Origin of the sequence: Neobacillus sp. OS1-32, from assembly GCF_030915425.1 — a bacterium.
GTDB classification, from domain to species: Bacteria; Bacillota; Bacilli; order Bacillales; family Cytobacillaceae; genus Neobacillus; species Neobacillus paridis.
In genome coordinates this window covers 2296415-2321106 of the sequence record NZ_CP133263.1, presented here as the reverse complement: position 1 = coordinate 2321106, position 24692 = coordinate 2296415, and the positions used below count along the sequence as shown (strand labels likewise).

Genomic DNA, 24692 nt, shown 5'->3' with positions numbered 1-24692 from the left:
TCGGTCAACTAGAACGCGTCTCATTACCCGAAAGCTCGAAGGTTTACTGATTTCAGTCAAATAGAACGCGTCTCATTGCCCGAATGCAAGGGCAGCTGCCGATTTTGGTCAAATAGCTCTTGCCTACTACGTCCCCGGCCGTTTCAGCACCCTTCCAGTAATGAAAGATCAGACTTTTCCTTATATTGAGGCACTCGAATCTAGCAGAAAAAGATATGCCCAACTAAAAAAGATAGGCACACGCGGGGTGCCTATCTAACTTAATCTTGATCCTTCAGCGCCTGTTTTAGCAGATCACCAAGACTGGTGCCGAAGTCTTCTTTTTTCGTATATTTTTGAACGAGGCGGCGCTCCTCGTGTTTTTTAATGACCTTTTTCGTTTCCTCAGCCTTTTCCACGACATTGCAGCGGCGGCATTGGAAGTAAACGCCTGCTTTCCCCTCATGAATTTCCATTTTCTTATGACATTGCGGACAGCGGCGGTTCGACAGCTTCGGATCCTTGCGGCGCCGGTAAGAACATTCCAAGTTGGAACACACGAGAATTTTGCCATCCTTGGTATTGCGCTCTTTCAAAAACGAGCCGCATTCCGGACATTTGGAGCCGGTTAAATTATGTGCTCGGTACGATTTATCACTTGTTTTAATTTCAGAAACAAGCTGCTCGGTCTGACGACGAATTTTGCGCAAAAATTGTTTAGGGTCCGCTTTTCCTTTTGCAATCTGCTCCAGTTCCTGCTCCCACTTTGCGGTCAGCTCCGGTGATTTTAACTCATTATTGACCAACTCAATTAACTGCTGGCCTTTTTTGGTCGAATGAAAGCGTCCATTAACCCGTTCGACAACTTCAGATTCCACAAGGCGCTCGATAATTTCCGCTCTCGTCGCCGGTGTGCCGAGTCCGTATTTTTCCATATGCGAAAGTACATCAGCTTCAGAAAAACGCAGTGGCGGTTCGGTCCATTTTTGATTTAACATGACCTCTTTCACGGTGTAATTTTGACCTTGTTTTAACTTTTGCAGTCCGGAAACAGGTTCCTCTGAATCAACTTTGCCCAGCACTTTTCTAAACCCTGCTTCCATCACATTGGTTTCTTTGGCTGTAAAGGTTTCGCCTTCAACCTTAAAAGAGGTATGGATGGTTTCATATTCATACGCCGGTAAAAACAGTGCCAGAAACTGTCTGGCGATCAAGTCATAGATTTTTCGTTCATCCGAATCGAGTTCGCCGAGATTCAAGCGCTGCTCAGTCGGAATTATCGCATGGTGGTCAGTGACCTTTTCATTATTAAAAACCCGCCGGGCCAAAACCTTTCCGTTCCCCGCAAGCAGCGGGCGGACTTCCTCTTTATATCCTGAGGCCATTCCCTGCAGCCGGTCCATCATGGTCCCGATCATGTCGGTTGTTAAGTAACGAGAATCAGTCCTGGGGTAGGTGACCAGTTTATATTGTTCATAGAGCCGTTGCAATATATTTAATGTTTTTTTCGCCGAGAAGCCAAAGCGCTTATTGGCATCCCGCTGCAATTCTGTTAAATCATAGGGGAGTGGCTGCGATTCTGATTTTTTCTTGCGCTCGATCTTTTCGAGTACTGCTTTTTGGCCATGGACTTTTGCCAAAATACGCTCAGCAGTAGCCTTATCAAACAGCCTCTTTTCGCCACCATGCTCCCAATCTGCCGTTAATGGGCCGATTTCCGCGCGAATTGTCCAATATTCTTTCGGAACAAATTTTTGAATCTGCTGTTCGCGCTCTAAAATCATCGCAAGGGTAGGGGTCTGCACGCGGCCGGCTGATAATGGATCCTTATATTTTGTCGTAAGCGCCCGTGTTACATTTAGTCCAATTAACCAATCAGCTTCAGCGCGGCAAACGGCAGAATGGTAAAGATTTTCAAATTGTTTCCCCGATTTCAGTTGTTTGAAGCCCTCTTTAATCGCTTTGTCCGTTTGCGAGGAAATCCACAGCCGTTTAATCGGCTTGTTCCAATGCAGTTTTTCCAAAATCCAGCGGGCAACCAATTCGCCTTCACGGCCGGCATCCGTGGCAATAATACATTCGTTGATATCTTTGCGCTTGGCAAGACCCTCAATCGCCCGAAACTGGTGAGTGGTTTGCTTAATGACCTTCAAGCCCATTTTCTGTGGGATGATCGGTAAGTCTTCCAAATTCCAGGTTTTATATTTGCTGTCATAGTGCTCTGGCATTTTCAGTTCAATTAAGTGGCCGAGTGCCCATGTGACGATATAGTGATTACCTTCGATATAGCTTTTATTTATTTGTTTGCAGCCAAGAACGCGGGCAAGCTCACGTGCCACGCTTGGCTTTTCAGCGAGTACAAGAGATTTCATAATAACTCCTTTCAAGTAAAGTCCTTTTCAATTCCAAGGTGCTTCCGCTTTTCTAAGTATAACGGAAAAATAATCATTTTTGTAATTTGACGAAAACTACTTTCATTTGTTATCTTGCTAAAGTATTATTGTGATAAAATTCAGAAAATTTTGTTGACAATACAGGTTTTCCTCGCATACAATAATGATCAAACCAATAATTTTTTAGGATAGGTGATCGGACATGTTGCATCTCCGAAAAGAACATTTGTTTATCGTAAAGGGTCAGAAAGAGGCTGGATTCCAAATCTAATCAGATATGGAATCCAGCCTCTTTCTTTATTTTACTAAAGTGGTAGAGGAGTGGGATGAATTGATTACGTTAACAGGAAACAGTCTAACATTGGCAGAAATGAAGGAAGTCTTATTTCACGGGCAAAAGGTGCAGGCTTCGGAGGAAAGCATCAAAGCGGCTGCCAAGAGCCGCGAAGCCGTAGAAAGAATTGTTTCAGAAGAAAGGGTGATTTATGGGATTACCACCGGATTTGGCAAATTTAGTGACGTGTTGATTGATAAAGGAAACGTCGAGGACTTACAGCTAAACTTAATTCGGTCGCATGCCTGCGGCGTTGGCGAACCGTTCCCGGAGGTTGTTTCCAAAGCGATGGTACTGCTTCGTGCCAATGCCTTACTAAAGGGGTATTCCGGGATTCGTCCGCGCGTTATTGAAATGCTGCTGGAGCTAGTCAATAAAGATATTATTCCGGTCATTCCGCAGCAAGGATCACTCGGCGCAAGCGGGGATTTGGCGCCACTTTCACATCTTGCCTTAGTGTTAATCGGTGAGGGTGAAGTTTATTATAAAGGGGAGCGGATGGAAGCGGCCGAAGCCCTGAGACAAGAAGGGTTACCGCCCATCACGTTGGAAGCCAAAGAAGGCCTTGCTTTAATCAACGGTACTCAGGCAATAACTGCCATGGGCGTTGTCGGCTATTTGGAGGCGGAACAGCTGGCATATGAAAGTGAGCTTATTGCTTCGATGACCATAGAAGGTTTAAATGGCATTATTGATGCCTTTGCCGAGGAAATTCAGGTGGCCAGAGGTTATAAACAGCAGATTGATACCGCTGCCAGAATCCGCAGCTACTTAAGCGATAGTTTATTAACGACACAGCAGGGGGAACTACGGGTGCAGGACGCCTATTCGTTACGTTGTATTCCCCAGGTTCACGGAGCTTCATGGCAGGCACTTGATTATGTCAAAGAAAAGCTGGAAATTGAAATCAACGCTGCTACCGATAATCCGCTGATTTTTGACGATGGCCAGATGGTGATTTCCGGTGGAAACTTTCACGGGCAGCCGATTGCGCTGGCGATGGATTTTATGAAAATTGCTGTTGCCGAGCTGGCCAATATTTCTGAGCGGCGGATTGAACGGTTAGTCAATCCACAATTAAACGATTTGCCGCCATTTTTAAGTCCCCAGCCTGGACTGCAATCGGGCGCAATGATTATGCAATATGCTGCTGCCTCCTTAGTTTCGGAAAATAAAACATTAGCCCACCCGGCCAGTGTCGATTCCATTCCGTCCTCGGCCAATCAGGAAGATCATGTCAGCATGGGGACAATAGCTGCAAGACATGCCTATCAGATCATCCAAAACGCCCGAAGAGTGCTGGCAATCGGAGATGATATGTGCGATGCAGGCGGTCGAATATCGTGGGATTGAAAAAATGGCTGCCCAGACGAAAAAATTCTTTAAAAAAGGCCGCGAACAGGTAGCCCCTATCAATAAAGACCGAATTTTTTCAAACGACATTGAAAAATTGGCCGAATGGCTGAAGACTTTGGAGTTCACACAGTTTAGCCATAATTTTAGCTTTGAAAAATAAATGAAAACTCGCCGACTGGCGAGTCCTTTAGGACGGTTCATGAGGCGGAGTTGAATTTATAGGACATAGAAAAGGCGTGACAGCTCACGCCTACCCCTGGTTAATAAGAAAATAAAAACTTCTTTATACCTTTTTCTCCTTTGGGGGTTGCCAGTCAACAAGATTTCTTTATCTTTTTTTCGGAAGAAGCCGGGCGGTGTCGTTCGTTTCGTCTTCCGCCAATCTATTTTTAAAAGCTTCTTGGGTGACAAGAAATTCCTCGTCACCCAGTTCCTCTAATGCGATTTTTTTACGAACAGTGTTTTTGGGAAAATTTCCTGGATGATTTTTATTTGTGTGGTTAAAATGTTCACCGCGACCCATCTTCAACACTCCTTTCGCAATTATTATTTGCTCAACGGCAAAAATCATGACCGGGAACTTTTGGTATCGTCAATTTAATCCGGGATTTTTGCTATAATAAATTAAATGGCGTAAAGGAGGAGAAGGCGATGGATATGTTTCAGAAGATTTCCGAGGAACGGATTAAAAAAGCGTACAAGGATGGCGAGTTTGACAATCTTCCAGGTATGGGAAAGCCGCTGAAATTAGAAGATTTGTCGGCCATCCCAGAGGAATTGCGCATGGCTTATAAATTGTTAAAAAATGCTGGATATACCGAGGAAGAAAACACTTTACGTCAGGAAATGATGTCAATTGAAGACCTGTTAAAAAAATGCCAAGACGACGACAGGGAACTCCTTCAAAAAAAGTTAAACGAAAAACTGCTGCGATTTAATCAATTGATGTCTAAGCGAGGGAAAAAAACGAATTCATCGATTTTTAAAAACTATGAGGCTAAGATCCAATCCAGGTTGAAGTAATTTAGTAGATATATTTATGGTTGGTTATCGGGCTTCATTTGTCTAACACTTACCGAATCAAAAAAAGCTGTGCGCATGAATCGTTTTATTACCGAATTACTTTTCGCCAGCTTTTTCTTCTTGCGGGGATGGTTTGCACAATCTGTCCAGCATGTAACCGGCAAAGACCATAAAGGCAATGGGAATCGAGAAATTTAAAACATGAACAAGTGTCATATAGTTGGACCCCTCCAATATTTAGAATGTTAATAATATTCAATAAATTTAACTTATTTATATTATATGCTATTTGTCACAATTTAGACAAATATTTTTTGGAATTTTTTAAAAAATATTTTCAGATACTTGACTGAAAATTTTATCCTTGGTAAAATAATTAATTTTCTTTGTAGAATTTTGAAAAAATATGTGTAAAAAAGAAGTAAAAAAATTAAAATAGGATGACAAATTCTAACACCCCGTTAAAAAAGAACTAGATATAATGATCTTACTTAATATGAGTGAGTAAATTAGTCCTAACTTTAGTAGTCATATCGTTGGGTTACTAGAGTGATTTTGCAGAAAAAGGCAAACCTATTGAAAAATAGGGACGCAAAGCCGAGGATCTAAGGCAAGTACCCTACTTGCTACGATGGCCGGGTTACCTGGAATACGACAAAGTATTTTAGGGGTGTGTTAATTAGTGGTTTTATCTGAGAGCGTAGTTGAAAAGATTGATGAAGAATGGGTATATCTGATATTGGAAGCCAAGAAACTGGGGTTAACCATAGCGGAAGTGCAACGTTTCCTTAACCAAAAGAATACTTAGCCGGGTACATACAAAAATAAAAGCATTCTGCAATCAAACATGCGGAATGCTTTTTTACGTCAATCAAAACCTGTTCCTTATTTATCTTGATTATTGCGCCATTTATTGAATTCAAGAAATTCACGAAACTGATCCTTTGAAACACCTGAATTCATTGCTTCCTTAACCAAATTCATCCAATCACTATCGAGCTCAGTTTTGTCAATTTGTTCATGAATTAAATATTCAACCGGAATATTTAAGACATGGGCAATTTTTTCGAGGAATTGAATCGAAGGGTTTTTTTGCAAATTTCTTTCCAATGAACTTAAATAGGATTTTGCAACACCGGCTTGTTCAGCAAGTTCGGATAGTGACATTTTCTTTTCTGAGCGGAATCGTTTAACGCGGTCACCTATCATATTTCTCACACACCTAATTTATATAATATTAATTATATTTTATCAAAAAGAATGAGAAAGTACCATATTAAGAACAAAGGATTCTGATAAAATAAAGTTTTTTTGAAAAATCTTTGGGATAGGGTTAATATAAATAGTGTTCCTTTGAATGAGGAGAAACTCACAGTTTCTTGTCAGTGAATCAGTATACACTACATCTTTCCCTAGGAAGCAGAAAATTCCAGGCTATTTTACATAAAATATATGAAAAAGGAAGGGGACCCTTTCAAATGATCGTTTTAAAATCACAACGCGAAATCGATGCGATGAAAAAAGCAGGTGAAATTCTGGCAGCCTGTCATAAAGAAATAGCGAAACTGATTCAGCCCGGAATCACCACATGGGAGATTGATCAGTTTGTTGAAAAATTTTTAAGTGAGCATCATGCAACCCCCGAGCAAAAGGGCTACAAAGGTTATGAGTATGCCACTTGTGCGAGTATTAACGATGAAATTTGCCATGGTTTTCCACGTAAAACGCCGCTTAATGAAGGAGACATCGTAACGATCGACATGGTGGTTAATTTTAACGGGGCGTTGGCGGATTCAGCATGGTCTTACGCGGTTGGCAAGGTTTCAGAAGAGACGGGGCATTTATTAAAGGTTACTAAAGAAGCCCTTTATAAGGGAATTGAACAAGCGGTTATTGGTAATCGAATTGGCGATATTGGTCACGCCATCCAAACCTATGTTGAAAGCGAGGGATTATCCGTGGTGCGGGACTTTATCGGCCATGGAATTGGTGCTGTGATTCACGAAAAACCGGATGTTCCTCATTATGGGCTGCCTGGCAAAGGCCCGCGGATTAAAGAAGGTATGGTGTTTACCATCGAGCCGATGGTCAATATCGGGATGCATTATACAAAGATGGACAATAACGGCTGGACCGCCCGCACGGTTGATGGAACTTATTCTGCTCAATACGAGCACACAATTGCCATCACCAAGGACGGCCCGCTAATTATCACCGATCAGGAATAATAACAGGAGGCTGCCTTTTTGGGGCAGCCCCTTATTTTCTTCTTAAGCTTCCCAATTCTTCCACGAGCGCTTGCATTTCATTGGGGCTGAAGGAGTTTTTTCTTAGAACCATTTCATAAATTTCTTTAAGTTCTTCATACATTTCTTCATCAAAGTGGGATGGCTTGATGGCTCCCAGGTTTAAAACCTTTAATTTTTCTTTTATTTTTTCAATCATGTATTCGACATTTTCCGTTGTTTTTTGCGATAAATCCACGTCCGACACTCCTTCAAGCTATTTGCTTTTATCTTTTCATGTTCATGGTATCCTGTCAATCAAAAACCTATTTCCCATTTCATGTAGTAAAAATAGCCAGCCAAGACTTGCATCAAAAGCTGGTATGAAGCAAAATGAAAAGTAGGAAGATGTTTGAACAAGAAAGGAAAGAGTACATATGAAGAAAAATCAGTTTTGGAAAGGAATGTTACTTGGGGCAATTGCCGGTGGTGCGATTAGTTTGTTCGACAAAGATACTCGAGAAATCATGAAGGACAATGTCCAAAAATCAGCAAAGAATGTCTACAAGATTATCAGACATCCAGGAGAGACGGCAGCGAAAATTAAATCAACGATCGAACAGGTGAGTGAAGACTTTTCATATATTGCCGAAAAGGTGGACGAATTTCGTGAATTAACACCGCAAGTTACTGAAATCATAAAGGAAACAAAGGATACTTTCACCAAGAGTGATGATTCTGAAGGCTTGGAAGATCTCCTCGAGGATAAAGTACCGAATGATTAAATGATGAAGAAGGAGAGGTCAAGATGGGGAATAATGAGGATGTTCGCTCCTCTTTCATTCGGTTAATGTGGCATCGAATTGGTGAAGATGATATTCCGGGATTAAGTGCCCAATTGGCCTATTATTTTCTTCTTTCTCTTTTCCCGCTTCTAATCGTTTTGTTTACATTGATCCCTTATATTCCGATTCCCCATCAGGATATCCTTGCCGTTATTCGCGAATTTGCCCCGGTTGACACGATGAAGTTTATTGAAAAAACGATTGGGGAAATCATGAGTCATCGCAGCGGAGGCTTGCTTTCCTTCGGGATTATCGGAACCATTTGGTCGGCATCCAATGGGATTAATGCGACTGTGAGAGCTTTTAATAAAGCCTATGATGTGAAGGAGAGCAGGTCATTCATTGTGGCCCGGGGAATGGCAATTCTCCTGACGATTGGGATGATTTTCGTGTTCATATTTGCTTTAATTTTGCCGATTTTTGGGAGACAAATTGGCATATTTGTCTTTACACAATTTGGCTATGTTGACTTGTTTATTAAGCTGTGGAATACCTTTAGCATCATTGGCAGTGCCATTATTTTGTTTGTCATTTTTACCGGCTTATATTGGATTGCACCGAATGTGAGGCTTCGCTGCCGCAGCGCTTTTCCGGGGGCTGCCTTTGCGACGGTCGGCTGGATGGTTTCCTCCTTTGGCCTTTCCTTTTATGTAGGCAACTTTAGTAATTATACGATTACGTACGGCAGTATTGGGGCTGTCATTGTGTTAATGATTTGGCTGTACATCTCCGCCTTTATCATTATTTTAGGTGGAGAAATTAACGCCTATTTCACTAAAAAAAACCGTTCCAACTGCTAATAGTTACCTTTATGAAAAAGGGTTATCTGTTCAAACTATGATTGTGGACGCGGTGCTTTTGCCGAAGTCCCTATGCAGATACAGGGAGGTTTGAACGTTGACCAAGCATACAAAAAAAGATGGCGGGACGAAACAAAAAGGAAAAGGCAGTAAAGGGAACAAGACTTCCGGCTCCGCCAACGGCTCTAACGGTTATCACTAAGGAATATGAATGGCAATAAGACCGGGGAATTATTATTCCACCCGGTCTTCAATTAGATAAACGTTTTATTAAGCAACCTGGGCCGATCCGGCAGTGAGGAGAAGTCATCGGCAAATACCGAGGTCCTAATTCCACCGCTAAAGATCAAGCCCTATTCGATAATTAGGTAAGCAACCACCAAATACCTAAGCAATCCCCAAATACCGAAATCCTAACCGATAAATAGCGATGGTACCCAAAAAGAGCCTAATTCCTCAATAACCGCAAACTGTTAAGGATCACCAATATCGTACTGCCTTCATGTCCGATGACTCCAAACGGCAGGTCAATGAACTGAAAGAAATTAGACGAAATTAATAAAACGATGACGGAAATCGAGAAAATCACATTTTGTTTAATGATTCGGTTCATCCGTTGCGACAGGCTGACCGCTTCGGCAATCCGCGGCAGATCGTTTTTCATCAATACGACATCTGCTGTCTCAAGCGCGACATCTGTTCCTTCTCCCATCGCAATTCCGACATTGGCAATCGCCAGCGCCGGGGCATCATTAATGCCATCGCCAACCATCCCGACAGTTTGATATTTTGTTTTGAGTTGCCTCAGATGGTCTACTTTTGTTTCCGGCAGACATTCTGCAAAAAATTCGTCAACATGACTTTCGGAGGCAATCGCTCGGGCTGTTTTTTCGCTGTCGCCTGTTAACATAACCGTTTGAATTCCTTGCTTTTTCAACTGGTCAATGGCGACCTTTGTTTCTTCCCGAACAACATCCTTTAGGGCGATTATCGCACTCGTCTCGCCGTTGATTTCGATATAAACGAGTGTATTCCCTTGGCTGGCCAGTTCTTTCGCTCTCACATCTCCAGGATCAGCGGCATTTTCGGCAGTTCCCCGGCTAACAAAGGCAGCTTTACCAATTCTCCATTGCTCTCCATCGATTTCTGCCTTGATTCCCCAGCCTGGCACATCTTCCAAACTATCGGGATGTAAAAGGTCCTTTCCAGTCGTCTGTTTGGCATATTTCACAATGGCCTGTGCCAGCGGGTGATTAGAATGATTTTCAATCGAAGCTGCTTTCCAGACGAGCGTATCCCGATCAAGCCCGTTTTTGATAATGACTTCTGTTACTTCCGGTTTTCCTTTTGTGAGCGTGCCTGTCTTATCAAAGGCAATCGCTCCTAAATGGCTTAAATTTTCCAAGTGAACGCCTCCCTTAAATAAAATGCCGTGGCGTGCCCCGTTGGAAATAGCAGAAAGAGTTGCCGGCATAATCGAGGCAACAAGAGCACAAGGCGAGGCAACGACCAACAAAATCATCGCGCGATAAAATGATTCATGCCAGCTCCAGCCTAAGAGAAAGTGCGGCAGGAAAAACATTGCGATGACTACAAGAAGAACAATCTTTACGTAAGTTCCCTCAAAGCGTTCAATAAACTGCTGTGATGGTGATTTTTCACTTTGTGCAGACTGCACAAGCTGAATGATTTTTTGAAACAATGTATCACTGCTGGCTTTTGTTACTTGAACGGTGATGGAACCAGACAAATTGACCGTTCCCGCAAATACTTCGTCTTCGTTTCCTTTAGAGACCGGCATGGATTCCCCGGTAATGGCCGCCTCATCAATATTGGTGCGCCCCTTTATAATGACTCCGTCAGCCGGAACGCGTTCGCCTGGTTTAATTAAAATATGGTTACCAACCCGCAATTCGGAAACGGCTACCTTTTTTTCAATACCATTTATCAAGAGCAGGGCTTCTTCGGGCTGAAGCTCCATAAGTGAAGAGATCTCCTTATGGCTTTTGTTCATCGTATAGGTTTCAAGGGCACCGCTGACGGCAAAAATAAAAATTAATATCGCTCCTTCTGTCCAGTACCCGATAATGGCTGATCCAACTGCTGCAAAAATCATCAACATTTCTACATTTAAATCTTTGTTTTCATAGGTGGCCTCAATACCTTCCTTGGCTTTGAAAAATCCACCAATGACAAAGGCCAGTAAATAAGCAATGATGGAATCTGCTTCCTGGTTGTATTGATCAAAAAGCCACCCCACGGCAATCAATACTCCGCTTAATCCTGCCGCAATCAGTTCGACATGCGGTTTTACTTTATCAATAAAGCTAATCTTTTGAATCCCTTTAGCTATAGTCTTTGCTTCAGACCCCATTTGTTTCTCCCTCCTTGAACCCAATTATAGCGCAAGAAAAAAATTCAGTCAATTTTAATTGATAAAATTTATTTCTAATTGAGAACGATATTCAAGTACATTCCCATTATTACAATAAGTTTGTTGTCTCAGATTGATAATAATTATTAACTAAAAATTTATGTTTTGAAGAATGGATTGATAAGAATAATCAACCTCACTACTCCCTAAAAAACATGAAAGCTGTCATCCAAAGATGACAGCGTTTTTTCAAAAATAATTTATTCGGTTTTCTTTTCCTGCTATTCATTGTATGCATAAGCTGTGAATTTGCTGCTTATATTGAGTGGTTTTGTTTGGCTAACAAATGTGGTTTTTTTCTAAAGACAAAAATAAGAAAGGATATAGATAAAAGAATCGTGCTAATACTATAAAAGAAGCTCACATGCTGAAGATCTTTAATGAATAAACCGCCGATTATGGGTCCGCATAAGCTGCCAAAGCTGAAAAAAATGCTACAAAATAATTCTTCCATGGTGGTAACGGGAATAACCCAGATTTGCAAGAAAAATGTTGTCTTGGCAATTATTTTAATGATAATCTTTTTTTGGATGAAAAAGGGGCAGATTTTGCCTTATAAATAAGGAAGTGGAAAGCAGTTGGAACTGGTAAGAGTTTTCTGACTGGTAAATATGATTGATAGATAGAAATCAATTTGGAGGTTACTTTAGTGACAAATAAGATTTTTATGCTGATGACATTTATCGGGGTTCCGGTTTCTGTTATCGGCACATTCATGAACTGGCCAAGTATTCTTTTATTTATTCTTTATTGTTTAACGATTATTGCCCTGTCAAGCTATATGGGGAGGGCCACGGAAAGTCTGGCAATTGTCGCCGGGCCGCGGATTGGCGGGCTGTTAAATGCGACGTTTGGAAATGCCGTTGAATTAATTATTTCCCTTTTTTCCTTAAAAGCCGGACTTGTAGGGGTTGTCCTGGCCTCTTTAACAGGTTCTGTGTTAGGAAACCTGCTGCTCGTGGCCGGGCTATCATTCTTTGTCGGCGGGTTGAAATTTAAACGGCAGAAATTCAATGTGTTTGATGCCCGTCATAATTCCGGGCTGTTGATGTTTGCGATTATTGTTGCCTTTGTCATTCCAGAAGTGTTTTCCATGCATATGAACGATCCAAAGAAATTAACATTGAGCATTGGCATTTCCATTACGTTAATCGTGTTATATTTAGCGGCCCTGCTTTTCAAACTAGTCACCCACCGTGGAGTATATCAGAGTGATGCATTAAGTGAGCACCATGATGAGGAGCCGGAATGGGGGATTGGCAGAGCTGTTTTCGTGTTATTAATAGCGACCTTGGCAGTTGCTTATATTTCGGAGCATCTTGTCCATACATTTGAATTTGTCGCCGAATCGTTCGGCTGGTCCGAGCTGTTTATCGGGATTATCATTGTAGCGATTGTCGGTAATGCAGCAGAACATGCTTCTGCCGTTATGATGGCCATGAAAAATAAAATGGATGTCGCCGTTGAAATTGCCATCGGCTCGACACTTCAGATAGCGATGTTTGTCGCCCCTGTACTTGTTCTAGTTTCCTTGTTGTTTGAGAAATCGATGCCGCTGTTATTTACCTGGCAGGAACTGATCGCGATGGCATCATCCGTGCTTCTAATGGTCGTCATCTCCAACGACGGCGAAACTAACTGGTTTGAGGGCTTGACCCTAATAGCTGCGTACATCATTATGGGAATTGGCTTCTATCTCCTATGAGGATGTTGGCAAATAAAAAAGACTCTATATCGTCGTAAGGCGATTTAAGAGTCTTTTTACTTTCATTTTACCATGTACGTTTACTTTTTTCTGGGATTAAATCAATCGCTTTTATATGGGACCATCAATCACCAACCTTCATGTTATGTTATACACAAGCCAAACACGAGAGTTGACAGCATAAAGAAAAGTATTCCTACCTCCTTATGAATTATCGATTTTCTGGTTAGTCGATTGATTGCAGCCCTCCTTTTTTGAAAGGTTAACTACATTATAAATCTTAGTTGAAGTTTTGTAAACATTCTGATTATTATATTTTTGTTACTTCTAACACTTTGACAAATGGATACCTAGATGTTTATTTGAAAAATTCTTTTCCAAACTTGCCCTGGGAAATGGATAATATTTATCTTCTTCGAAAAAACTACTAGCAAACGTGTTTACGCTATTAATGAAAGGAGTTTCACCCAGTGAGAAAATCGTTTGCTGTCCTGATGACATTGCTTTTTATGCTGATAACACCTGCTGCTCAGGCAGAAAAAGCCCCTATAAAGAAGGAACCAGGAAAATATCAAATTCCTGCATCCGTTCGCAGTATTACAAAGGAAAACACCTACCCGAATTCCACTCAGGACCTGCCCTATTTGCAGCCAAGTGATTTAACAAAAAAATTAATCAACTCATCGAATGTAAAAATTGAAAATCCCGATTTAATCCGGATGCTGAATGAGTCAACCATAAACGGGACTCCATTTGCCATCGGCTACCGGGCGATAATCTTCTGGGGCAGTGGGCCTTAAACTACGAATCAGCTGAGACCTCACCAAATTGGGAGTATCAAAAAATAAATACCAATTACTATGACAACCGTGGCGGCAATTCGCCATATCGAATCAAGTATGTCCAGGAATCACAGAAAATTGTTCGCGGCGGTTTGACAGCAAAAATTCCAAATGCCGAAGAAGTGAAAAAAATGATGCTGCTAAAAGCAATGAAAAAGACCAATCTTCCCTTATCCTTTGATACAGTCATTGGCGCCGGCACGAAAAATGACCATTATTACAACATTCCAGCGAAGCGCTTGGGCTATCTTTACGCTTATGCCCCGGCCATCAGTGAAAAAGGGAAAGTAACATACGGCGAGGTCTATTTAATGCTGAAAGGCAATCGCAAATTCATCGTCATTAAAAATGTTACCTCGCAAGGAATCGGCGCTTGGATTCCTGTACAGGATTACGTTTCCTTTGGTTTTGTTGCATCTGAGCGACCGAGATAAAAGGAGGCGCAGCCGGGGACTCCCATGTAGGAATGCGGGAGTCTTTTATTTTTTCAAAAATTTCGCAGGGGATAACATTGCCAAAGCCCGGAAAATTAGGTAGGATGGTAACGGTTAGAAAGGAGAGTGGAGAGATGGGAAGTCCGACTTTTGATAAGAATTCTCAACTAAACTTTTTAAAGCAGCGATTAAATATGTTTATCGAAGTATTGGATGCAATTGATCCGGAAGAAACGGATCTTAATGATATTGATCGTTTAATTGCCATCGTTGACGAAATGGAATCAAAATGCCGTGAGTTTAAAAATCGTGACGTCAAGGAGCCTGTTTAATAGAGCAGGCTTTTTTTGATCAGGAAAGCATAAATTCAACTACGCCTCATGAACTGCCTTAACGGACTCGCCAATTGGCGAGTTGTCATCTATTGAAAAAGAAGGGAATTGTCCCGCTCCACAATGAACGCATCATTAGAACAAGTATCACACAAAGGCCGGGTGCTGGCCTTGTAAGGTGCTATCCTCTTAGGAACGCTGCCAACAGAATGAGCTTCTGCTTTGCTTGTCGCGAAAACATCGGCCCTTTTCTAACTGCCCCTTGTAATCGATTGCAGCCAAATCCTTTAAATAAACTGCTTATAGGAGTATAATTAAAGCGGTTAAATAATTGCAATATTTTTAATAAAGATTGTAAGAACAAAGGGAAGGGGAACAGATTCGTGAATATTGCAAAGTTTGAAGAAAGCATGTATAAACTGGTCGTAGAAACGTCGACAAAGCTTCCGAAGGATGTTCGCCGGGCAGTGAAGGCGGCAAAGGAAAAAGAAAATGCTGGCACCAGAGCCGCAATGAGCCTGGCCACGATCACCAATAATATTGCCATGGCCGATGAGCAAGTGTCGCCAATCTGCCAGGATACCGGTCTGCCGACTTTTAAAATTAAAACTCCTGTTGGCGTAAACCAATTGGAATTGAAAGCAGCGATCAAAAACGCGATCGTCCAAGCAACCAAAGATGGAAAGTTACGTCCAAACGCGGTTGATTCCTTAACAGGCAAAAACAGCGGTGATAATCTAGGCGAAGGGGTGCCGGTTATCAAATTCGATCAGTGGGAAAAAGATTATATCGATGTCCGGCTCATTTTAAAAGGCGGCGGCTGCGAAAACAAGAATATTCAATACAGCCTGCCGTGTGAATTGGAAGGCCTGGGACGTGCCGGACGCGACCTTGACGGAATCCGCAAATGTATCATGCACTCCGTTTATCAGGCACAAGGTCAAGGCTGTTCCGCCGGCTTCATCGGCGTCGGTATCGGCGGCGACCGTTCCTCAGGCTATGACTTAGCGAAGGAACAATTATTCCGTCCCGTTGAAGATGTGAACCCTAATGGAGATCTGCGCAAGCTTGAAGAATATGTAATGGAAAATGCCAACAAACTAGGTATCGGCACAATGGGCTTCGGCGGTGAAGCCACTTTACTGGGTTGTAAAATTGGCGCCATGCACCGTATCCCGGCGAGCTTCTTTGTTTCCGTCGCCTACAACTGCTGGGCATTTCGCCGCATGGGCGTAAGCGTTGACCCTGAAACCGGTGAAATTATCGAATGGGCTTATCAAGATGGTGAATTCATTGACTTTGCAGCTGCCAACGAGGCAGAGAAAGAAACGGCTGCGTCTGGCTCAGAAGACGTGATTACTTTGCAAGCCCCGATTACAGAGGAACAAATTCGTTCGTTGAAAGTCGGCGATGTGGTCGAGATTAACGGTTTAATGTACACCGGCCGTGACGCGATTCATAAATATTTAAATGATCATGATGCCCCGGTTGATTTGAACGGGCAAGTGATTTACCACTGTGGCCCGGTTATGCTGAAGGATAAAGACGGCGTTTGGCATGTGAAGGCTGCCGGGCCAACAACAAGTATTCGCGAGGAGCCTTATCAAGGTGACATCATGAAGAAATTCGGCATCCGCGCTGTAATCGGTAAAGGCGGCATGGGTCCGAAGACATTAGCTGCCTTGCAAGAGCACGGTGGTGTGTACTTGAACGCGATCGGCGGCGCTGCTCAATACTATGCTGACTGTATCAAAGCAGTTGAAGGTGTGGACCTGATGGAATTCGGTATCCCTGAAGCCATGTGGCACCTCCGCGTCAAAGGTTTCCGCGCCGTTGTCACCATGGACTCTCATGGAAACAGCCTCCATGCTGATGTTGACAAATCCTCTCTGGAAAAACTAGCCCAATTTAAAGAACGGGTATTTTAAATCAACAAGGTTGGATAGACTTGCCTTCGGGCGGGTCTATTTTTATTTTAGTTGCTAGAATCCAATTTGTCCCAAGCTTTGTAAAAAAGAGACGGGATTATGTAAAATTGTGTGTGAGTTATGTAAAAAAGCATCCCGACTTTGTAAAATTATTTCATCGAACCAAGAAGTGATCCAGTAAATTCCAAACTTTGTAAAAAAGAGACGGGATTAGGTAAAATTGTGTGTGAGTTATGTAAAAAAGCATCCCGACTTTGTAAAATTATTTCATCGAACCAAGAAGTGATCCAGTAAATTCCAAACTTTGTAAAAAAGAGACGGGATTAGGTAAAATTGTGTGTGAGTTATGTAAAAAAGCATCCCGACTTTGTAAAATTATTTCATCGAACCAAGAAGTGATCCAGTAAATTCCAAACTTTGTAAAAAAGAGACGGGATTATGTAAATTTGTGCGTGAATTATGTAAAAAAGCATCCCGACTTTGTAAAATTATTTCATCGAACCAAGAAGTGATCCAGTAAATTCCAAACTTTGTAAAAAAGGGACGGGATTAGGTAAATTTGTGCGTGAATTATGTAAAAAAGCATCCCGGCTTTGTAAAATTATTTCATCGAACCAAGAAGTGATCCAGTAAATTCCAAACTTTGTAAAAAAGAGACGGGATTAGGTAAATTTGTGCGTGAATTATGTAAAAAAGCATCCCGACTTTGTAAAATTATTTCATCGAACCAAGAAGTGATTCAGTAAATTCCAAACTTTGTAAAAAAGGGACGGGATTAGGTAAATTTGTGCGTGAATTATGTAAAAAAGCATCCCGGCTTTGTAAAATTATTTCATCGAACCAAGAAGTGATCCAGTAAATTCCAAACTTTGTAAAAAAGAGACGGGATTAGGTAAAATTGTGTGTGAGTTATGTAAAAAGTCCTCTGATTTTTGTAAAATAAATACTTTAAAAAAATAGAATTGAGATTACATAAATCGCCACTAGTCTTTTTGTCACAAAATATTCATAATTTTGTTCAATTTTATGTAGGATAAACGATGGCTTTAAAGAAAACAAACAAGGTAACGATATAAAGGAGGAAGAAACCTTGTTTGATAAAGATATTGAAGTTCCGAAATTGTTGGAGCAATTAGAAGCATTAGAAGGGAGGCTGCCAGAAAACCACATTGCAATACCGGAGATCAAATTAAAAATTAAATCCTTAAGGTCAGGCTATAATGGGGAAAAAGCTATTAACTATTATCTAAGTCAATTGCCTCAGGATAAATTTCGTATTTTTCACGATCTGAGATTACGATGTGGAAAAGGATTTTTTCAAATTGATGCTTTTCTTCTTTCGCAAAAAATGAAACTCATACTTGAGGGAAAAAATCATTCAGGAACGCTGCATATTGATCGGAATCAAATGGTACAGGAATATAACGGCAATCGAGAAATTTATGAAAACCCAATTTCGCAGGCGGAGCGTCACAAAATATTAATGAATTATTTTCTGAAGCAATACCAAATTCCACATTTTCCAAGTGATTGTTATGTAATATTCTGTAAACCATCGGCTGAAATCATTTTGCCCACTGAATACATGGAAGGATATGAAAGAATACAACGAGTAGGCAATTTACTCAATATCATTCAAGCATCTGAGAAAAGATTCAATCGGAAGCTTGTCAATGGAGCGACAATAGATAATATAAGCACCCTTTTATTACAAAGCCACACCCCAAAGGATTACGATGTTCTAAAGATGTTCAGTATCGATAATGGAGACATTGTAACAGGAGTCCAGTGTCCAAGTTGTTTGCGCCTCCCCATGACCTACCATCGTATGTATTGGATTTGCCCCTTTTGCCAATTTGTATCTAAAGATGCCCATTTAAAAGCCATTAATGACTACTTCCTAATTTTTAATACCCCGATAACAAATTCCGAAGTTCGAACATTTCTGCACCTTCCAAATGTGAGAATAGCATCTTATCTGTTATCATTAGTTGACTTACCACACGAAGGTGTAACGAAAGGCCGCATTTATCTTCAAACATCGCCACAATCTACCAATTATGTTTTCCCTGATAAAACTAACACTATAAAAAACAATTTATCGAGGGGGAAAACAGTTGAAAAAAATAATCGTGTCGATCATTAGCATGATCGTTCTGTTGCTTCCAAATATTACATACGCAATATCCAATCAGCCGATTCATTGGGGATTTAAAAAAGCCGTAAACGAGCAGCCGCCGGATGCTGGTGCACAGTACAATGAGATTCTTGCCAAATACGGTGCTTTTTACAAAGGCGACCCAGGCACAAAGACCTTATACTTAACTTTTGATGCCGGTTATGAAAATGGCTTTATGCCAAAAATTCTTGAGGTATTAAAAAAGGAAAAGGTACCGGCAACCTTTTTTGTCACAGGTCATTTCTTAGAATCGCAGCCTGAACTGTCGAAACAGATCGTTAAAGAAGGGCATATCATCGGCAATCATTCCTGGAGTCATCCGGATTTCACGACAATGAGTGATGCGAAAATTCGCGATGAGCTTGAAAAAGTGAAGGCGAAAACGAGCGAATTAACCGGGCAGAAGGAAATGAAGTATTTGCGCCCACCGCGCGGAATTTTTAGCGAAAGGACATTACAGGTTGCAAAAGATGCGGGCTACACACATGTATTCTGGTCGCTGGCGTTTGTCGATTGGAACATTAACCAGCAAAGAGGCTGGCAATACGCTTATGACAACATCATGAGACAAATTCATCCAGGCTGCGTGCTGCTATTGCATTCCGTCTCCAAAGATAATGCTGATGCCTTGGAAAATGTTATTAAAGATTTGAAAAAGAAGGGCTATGAATTCAAAAGCCTTGATCATATAATGAAGAAAAAGTAACACCGGATTTCATCGAAGTCCGGTCTTTTTATGGCCAATTATACAAAAATTATTCTCCATAATTAGTTTATTATTTACACAATCCAAAAATCATATTATCCTAAGGATACCCTTAGTTAGTCGCAACCTTCCATTATTTCAAAATAAAGGTTTGAGGAGTTTTTTATGTCTATTTATTACAAGGTTGTATTATTTCAAGTATTAATTATCCTCTTTCCTATGCTCGTTTATCATTTATTTTTTAATGAAAATGAACGTGACCGGAGAAAGCCTCATTCAAAACTGACCATCATTCAGCTCATCATACTAATTCTAGCGATGTCCTTTCCTATTAAATTTGCTGAAGGGTATGTTTATGATTTTAGAATTATTCCCTTTATGATTTCATTTATCTATGGGGGAACTATATCAGGATTAATAACTTGGGTCGTGTTAATGATTTATCGTTTTATCATTGGGGGTGATGGATTTACCGTCGTCCTCATCAATTATTCACTCACCTGTGTTTTATTAATTCTTACGGGAAAGAAAATTGCCTCGTTTCATAAGAAGCACAAACTGGTGTTTATTAGTTTAGTGTTTTGGGCGAATACTTTTATTGTGATGCTGACATTATTCACCAAAAATCAAAGTTCACAAATCAGCTTTATGTTAATTTTCTACACTATCACCTGGGTGTGCTTAATGCTGGTTGTCTTTGTGATTGAAAATGTCAATCAGCAAATGATGATCCGTGAAAAACTACAAAGAGATGAAAAGTTAAATGTAGTCAGTCAACTGGCAGCTTCCGTGGCTCATGAAGTGAGGAATCCATTGACATCAGTACGCGGCTTTCTGCAGTTGATGTCCGATGATAACAATTTACAGGAATCGCAAAAATCGTATATTCGGATTGCCTTGAATGAACTGGAACATGCCCAATCCATCATCAATGATTACCTATCATTAGCGAAGCCAAATACGGAAGAACTGACTTCGATCAATATTTCGGATGAAGTTAAGAAAACATTGGCACTTATGAAGTCTTACTCGAATATCCAAAATATTACGATTGAAACCGATATTCAAGATTCTCTTTATGTGAAGGGAAACAGAGGGGAAATGAAGCAGCTTTTAGTCAATATCATCAAAAACGGCATTGAAGCGATGACTACCGGGGGAGTTTTGACCGTCCGCGCCTTTGAAAAGGACGGCCTGATATCGATTGACATTAGTGATACTGGCAAAGGAATGACAGCGAATCAAATAGAAAAACTTGGCACTCCTTTCTACACGACAAAAGAAAAAGGCACCGGTGTCGGACTCACCATTTCGTACCAACTTATCCAAGCAATGAAAGGCAGGGTCAACGTCGAAAGCGAACCCGGGATCGGCACAACCTTCACCATCCAATTTCCAAGCGCATAACAAGGCGCTTTTTGTTTTTGATGCCATTTTTTTGGTACTCTTTACTGCCTTCACCCTACCGTACCATTTTGGTGCCTCGCTATTTTAGTGCCTCATTTTGGTGCTTCTCCATTTTGGTGCCTGACACCCTTCGTGGACATTTGTCCTCCTGTAGTGGACACATTTTCTGCCAATTATCGATTTTTGACTGTTTCGTGTTATAATACGGGGAAAAAGGATGGAATGATTCTGTGTGGGAAGAAACAATAAAGATAGATGGTCCTTATAATTTTGATAGTGTATTGGATAGGCATCAGCCTGATCCACTGAAGCAGGTAAACCTGGAGCAAAGGTCGATTCGGGTGCCGATATTTATTGATGACCGGCCACATGTGGTCGATGTAAAGGCTATTGGCACAATTGACCAGCCGACATTCCATCTTTCCGGAAAAAATGAAGCCGATAAAGCAGTGCTAATTCAGCGCATCGCCGAAATTTTTCAATGGAATATTCCATTAAAGCGGATCCACCAGTATTTTCAACAGACCGACTTAAAAGAAATTTTCCAGACCTTTATCGGGACACCGCTTATACTGGATTTCGATCTATTTGGAAGTATAACCAAATGTATTATTCATCAGCAAATTAATATGAAATTTGCCTATACGTTAACGGAGAGATTTGTTAAAACATTTGGCTTTGAAATAGATGGTCTATGGTTTAATCCACAGCCGGAGACAGTTGCTGCTTTAACAGTGGAACAACTGCGCAAAATAAAAATGAGCGGCAGGAAGGCAGAATACATCATTGACTTTGCCAGGGAAATTGTCGATCATGGATTAGATCTGGAAGCTTTAAAAAGGGAATCGGATGAGGAAATTTTTCATCGGTTGACTAAAGTGCGCGGAATCGGCAAGTGGACGGTAGAAAATTTTCTTCTCTTTGGACTGGGCCGCCCCAATCTTTTTCCAATGGCAGACATCGGAATTCAAAATGCGCTTAAAAAGCTGTACCAGCTTGAGCGGAAACCGACTAATGAAGAAATGGCACACTATATAAAAGGGTGGGAGCCATATTTAAGCTATGCTTCGTTATATTTATGGCGCAGCATTGAATAATTTGGAGTGAACATAACATGATGAAAACAGAAGCATCAATCAAAATCGAACCAAAGCAGACATTCCCGTTGACGATTAAACGGCTTGGGATTAATGGCGAAGGCGTCGGATATTTTAAAAAACAAGTTGTCTTTGTGCCTGGGGCCCTTCCAGGTGAAGAAGTAGTGGTTGAGGCTACGAAAATTCATCCGAAATATGCCGAAGCCAGGATCAAAAAAATCCGTATCAGGTCACCGCATCGGGTCAGGCCGCTTTGTCCGATTTATGAGCAATGCGGCGGCTGTCAGCTGCAGCATCTTGCTTATAGCCAGCAGCTCAAGGAAAAACGCGATATTGTGATCCAAGCACTTGAACGCCATACAAAGCTCACACTGGAAAAACTTGATATCCGCGAAACAATAGGGATGGAAAATCCTTGGGGCTACCGGAATAAAAGCAGCTTTCAAGTTGGTGAAAAAGATGGTAAACTGCTCGCCGGCCTATATGGCCTCAATTCGCATCAGTTAATCAATATCGACCAATGCGCGGTGCAACATCCACAAACAACTGAAGCAACAGCCGTGGTAAAGCGAATTTTACAAGACCTGCACATCCCCATCTATAATGAAAAAACGCGGAAAGGGATTGTCCGCACGATTGTTACCCGTGTAGGAGTGCAAACAGGCGAACTGCAGGTGGTCTTAATTACTTCACAAAAAGAACTGCCGAAAAAGGAGCTTATTATTGCGAAAATTCAAAAGCGGCTTCCTCAGGTGAAATCGATTGTGCAAAACATCAATGGTGAAAAAACATCACTGATTTTTGGTGAAGAAACGGTGAACCTCGCGGGTGAAGATTTTATCCAAGAAACATTAGGAGATTTACAATTTGAGTTATCCGCAAGAACGTTCTTCCAGTTAAATCCGGCGCAAACCCTAAAACTTTATAATGAAGTAAAAAAAGCAGCAGATCTTACGGGAACAGAAAAAGTGCTTGATGCTTATTGTGGCGTCGGGACGATCGGGTTATGGCTCGCCGATCAGGCTGCAGAAGTCCGCGGCATGGACGTGATTCCAGAATCGATTGAAGACGCCAAGAAAAATGCAAAACGCCATGGATTCACCAATACGAAATATGTCCCGGGAAAAGCAGAAGAAGTCCTGCCAAAATGGGTAAACAAAGGCTGGAAGCCCGATGTGGTGGTAGTGGACCCGCCGCGAACAGGCCTCGACAGTCAGCTGCTGCAAACGATATTGCAGGTTAAACCAAAAAAGTTAATCTACGTTTCTTGCAACCCATCTACGTTGGCGAAGGATATACAAGTGCTAAGTAAGAATTATGATGTGAAATACATTCAGCCAGTGGATATGTTCCCACATACGAGCCATGTGGAGTGCGTGGCGTTGATAACAAGAAAGTAAAGCCGTTTGGAGGAAAAGGACTCTGAATGCACTGCCCCTACAATAAACGAGGAAATATTACAGACAGCAGTGGTTAAGGCTATTAACGAACTTTTGGCTAACAAAGAACCCTTCCTCTCAACTTTCCAGAAAAACATAGCTACTGTATTAAATGAAGAAAATAATAATGCCACCGATGATATTGATAGTAAATTGGAAGAATTACAGCAACAGCTACTTATACAAGCAAAGTCCAAGAATGACTATGAAGATGTGGCTGATGAAACTTACCGCCTACGGGAATTGAAGCAAAATTCACTTGTAGAGAATGCAGAGCGTGAAGGAAAAAGGCAACGAATCGCTGAAATGACTGATTTCTTAAATGAGCAGTCCTACGAGATGGAGGAATACGATGAGCAGATTGTAAGAAGGCTTATTGAAAAAGTTACGGTATATGATGATAAACTCACCGTTGAATTCAAATCAGGTGTTGAAATAGATATATGAATACACCCTTCGTGACCTACCGTCAATCAGGAGATGCATTCTCTTGGTTGTCGGTTTTTTCTTTTGTAAATTTACTAAAATTGGTAATGTATATATAATATTATTAACAATGTTGTTGATATTGTTATTATAAGGAGTGGACAATATGAGTGATGTAAATAAATGGCCAGATAGAGCAATAAAAGAAACAGAAAACCAGTATACGAGTGATGAAGATCTTCAGAAGATCACCGTGGGCAAGTTGAAACCGCATAATGCCCCCATCACCCTAACTGAGTATGATCCACATTGGCCAGAACTATTTGAACGGGAAGCTAATCGGGTTCGTTCAATACTGGGAGACAAGATAATACAGTTGGAGCACGTGGGCTCAACCTCAGTACCGGGGCTGTGCGCAAAGCCAATTATAGACATGCTGCTGGTTGTGGAGGACTCAGCCGACGAGCCTTCCTATGTCCCGGCTTTGGAGGCAGCTGGTTACATACTACGGGTTCGAGAGCCAGAGTGGTTCGAGCATCGTCTGTTCAAAGGGCCTGATACTGATATCAACTTGCATGTGTTTAGTTCAGGCACATCTGAGATTGATAGAATGTTACGCTTTCGAGATTGGTTGCGGTCTAATGAAGCAGACAGGAAAAAATATGCACAAGTCAAGCAAGACTTAGCAAAGAATAAATGGAGGCATGTTCAGAACTACGCTGATGCCAAAACATCGATAGTCCAGGAGATCATGGGACGGGCGAACTCAGGGAAGTAGCACACCCGCTTTATAGAGCTTCGTTGGATC

At 41.4% G+C, this 24692-nt stretch carries 20 protein-coding genes, 2 pseudogenes and 1 riboswitch; of the genes and pseudogenes, 17 read left to right on the top strand and 5 right to left on the bottom strand.

The window, feature by feature from the left end; all coding sequences use genetic code 11:
- Positions 1 to 260: 260 nt before the first annotated feature.
- Entirely contained in the window at positions 261 to 2351 is a 2091-nt protein-coding gene (locus RCG24_RS11680) for a DNA topoisomerase III (protein WP_308077029.1), read from the bottom strand.
- Between the two features lie 352 nt (positions 2352 to 2703).
- On the opposite strand from RCG24_RS11680, the pseudogene hutH reads away from it, so the two are divergent.
- Positions 2704 to 4222: pseudogene (gene hutH / locus RCG24_RS11675) on the top strand (histidine ammonia-lyase).
- A gap of 168 nt (positions 4223 to 4390) precedes the next feature.
- On the opposite strand, the gene RCG24_RS11670 reads toward hutH, so the two are convergent.
- Positions 4391 to 4585 carry a hypothetical protein gene (locus tag RCG24_RS11670; protein WP_202655030.1) on the bottom strand — a complete coding sequence of 65 codons (195 nt, stop codon included), beginning with the start codon at positions 4583 to 4585 and terminating at the stop codon, positions 4391 to 4393.
- Between the two features lie 128 nt (positions 4586 to 4713).
- On the opposite strand from RCG24_RS11670, the gene RCG24_RS11665 reads away from it, so the two are divergent.
- The gene (locus tag RCG24_RS11665) at positions 4714 to 5085 is read left to right on the top strand and encodes a DnaJ family domain-containing protein (protein WP_308077028.1); all 372 of its coding nucleotides are present in this window, start codon (positions 4714 to 4716) and stop codon (positions 5083 to 5085) included.
- A 556-nt stretch (positions 5086 to 5641) separates the two neighbouring features.
- A riboswitch (cyclic di-GMP riboswitch) is annotated at positions 5642 to 5733 on the top strand.
- Positions 5734 to 5767: 34 nt separating this feature from the next.
- Positions 5768 to 5893: an anti-repressor SinI family protein gene (locus RCG24_RS11660; RefSeq protein WP_308077027.1), complete on the top strand. Its 126-nt coding sequence runs from the start codon at positions 5768 to 5770 to the stop codon at positions 5891 to 5893.
- 77 nt (positions 5894 to 5970) lie between these two features.
- On the opposite strand, the gene RCG24_RS11655 is transcribed toward RCG24_RS11660, so the two are convergent.
- Positions 5971 to 6294, bottom strand: coding sequence for a helix-turn-helix domain-containing protein (locus tag RCG24_RS11655; RefSeq protein WP_202654947.1), 324 nt, complete (start codon positions 6292 to 6294; stop codon positions 5971 to 5973).
- Positions 6295 to 6563: 269 nt separating this feature from the next.
- Between RCG24_RS11655 and map the strand changes: the two genes are divergently transcribed.
- On the top strand, positions 6564 to 7313 hold the full coding sequence (map, locus tag RCG24_RS11650; protein WP_202654948.1) for a type I methionyl aminopeptidase: 750 nt from the start codon (positions 6564 to 6566) through the stop codon (positions 7311 to 7313).
- A 31-nt stretch (positions 7314 to 7344) separates the two neighbouring features.
- Here map and RCG24_RS11645 read toward each other — a convergent pair whose 3' ends face one another.
- On the bottom strand, positions 7345 to 7569 hold the full coding sequence (locus tag RCG24_RS11645; RefSeq protein ID WP_308077026.1) for a DUF1128 domain-containing protein: 225 nt from the start codon (positions 7567 to 7569) through the stop codon (positions 7345 to 7347).
- Positions 7570 to 7747: 178 nt separating this feature from the next.
- Between RCG24_RS11645 and RCG24_RS11640 the strand changes: the two genes are divergently transcribed.
- Entirely contained in the window at positions 7748 to 8095 is a 348-nt protein-coding gene (locus RCG24_RS11640) for a YtxH domain-containing protein (protein WP_308077025.1), read from the top strand.
- 23 nt (positions 8096 to 8118) lie between these two features.
- On the top strand, positions 8119 to 8955 hold the full coding sequence (locus tag RCG24_RS11635) for a YihY/virulence factor BrkB family protein (RefSeq protein ID WP_308077024.1): 837 nt from the start codon (positions 8119 to 8121) through the stop codon (positions 8953 to 8955).
- A gap of 448 nt (positions 8956 to 9403) precedes the next feature.
- Here the strand turns inward: RCG24_RS11635 and RCG24_RS11630 are convergent, their stop codons facing one another.
- Entirely contained in the window at positions 9404 to 11329 is a 1926-nt protein-coding gene (locus tag RCG24_RS11630; protein ID WP_308077023.1) for a heavy metal translocating P-type ATPase, read from the bottom strand.
- 694 nt (positions 11330 to 12023) lie between these two features.
- Between RCG24_RS11630 and cax the strand changes: the two genes are divergently transcribed.
- The 11 genes and pseudogenes from cax to RCG24_RS11575 all read left to right on the top strand — a co-directional run bounded on the left by cax (position 12024) and on the right by RCG24_RS11575 (position 24662).
- A complete protein-coding gene (gene cax, locus RCG24_RS11625; RefSeq protein ID WP_308077022.1) occupies positions 12024 to 13094 on the top strand; it encodes a calcium/proton exchanger in 1071 nt (356 codons plus the stop codon).
- 509 nt (positions 13095 to 13603) lie between these two features.
- Positions 13604 to 14370 (top strand): annotated as a pseudogene (locus tag RCG24_RS11620) (YfkD family protein).
- 134 nt (positions 14371 to 14504) lie between these two features.
- A complete protein-coding gene (locus RCG24_RS11615) occupies positions 14505 to 14702 on the top strand; it encodes an SE1561 family protein (RefSeq protein ID WP_202654954.1) in 198 nt (65 codons plus the stop codon).
- A gap of 410 nt (positions 14703 to 15112) precedes the next feature.
- Positions 15113 to 16630 (top strand): fumarate hydratase, encoded by a 1518-nt coding sequence (locus tag RCG24_RS11610; RefSeq protein ID WP_374049157.1) that lies wholly within the window; start codon positions 15113 to 15115, stop codon positions 16628 to 16630.
- A 1090-nt stretch (positions 16631 to 17720) separates the two neighbouring features.
- On the top strand, positions 17721 to 18776 hold the full coding sequence (locus tag RCG24_RS11605; protein ID WP_308077020.1) for a nuclease-related domain-containing protein: 1056 nt from the start codon (positions 17721 to 17723) through the stop codon (positions 18774 to 18776).
- A gap of 1 nt (position 18777) precedes the next feature.
- Positions 18778 to 19515: a delta-lactam-biosynthetic de-N-acetylase gene (gene pdaA / locus RCG24_RS11600; RefSeq protein ID WP_308079162.1), complete on the top strand. Its 738-nt coding sequence runs from the start codon at positions 18778 to 18780 to the stop codon at positions 19513 to 19515.
- 165 nt (positions 19516 to 19680) lie between these two features.
- A complete protein-coding gene (locus tag RCG24_RS11595; RefSeq protein WP_308077019.1) occupies positions 19681 to 20922 on the top strand; it encodes an ATP-binding protein in 1242 nt (413 codons plus the stop codon).
- 230 nt (positions 20923 to 21152) lie between these two features.
- Positions 21153 to 22019 carry a DNA-3-methyladenine glycosylase family protein gene (locus tag RCG24_RS11590; RefSeq protein WP_308077018.1) on the top strand — a complete coding sequence of 289 codons (867 nt, stop codon included), beginning with the start codon at positions 21153 to 21155 and terminating at the stop codon, positions 22017 to 22019.
- A gap of 20 nt (positions 22020 to 22039) precedes the next feature.
- The gene (gene rlmD, locus RCG24_RS11585) at positions 22040 to 23419 is read left to right on the top strand and encodes a 23S rRNA (uracil(1939)-C(5))-methyltransferase RlmD (RefSeq protein ID WP_308079161.1); all 1380 of its coding nucleotides are present in this window, start codon (positions 22040 to 22042) and stop codon (positions 23417 to 23419) included.
- 6 nt (positions 23420 to 23425) lie between these two features.
- On the top strand, positions 23426 to 23905 hold the full coding sequence (locus tag RCG24_RS11580; protein WP_308077017.1) for a DNA recombinase: 480 nt from the start codon (positions 23426 to 23428) through the stop codon (positions 23903 to 23905).
- A 145-nt stretch (positions 23906 to 24050) separates the two neighbouring features.
- The gene (locus RCG24_RS11575) at positions 24051 to 24662 is read left to right on the top strand and encodes a GrpB family protein (protein WP_308077016.1); all 612 of its coding nucleotides are present in this window, start codon (positions 24051 to 24053) and stop codon (positions 24660 to 24662) included.
- Positions 24663 to 24692: the final 30 nt, after the last annotated feature.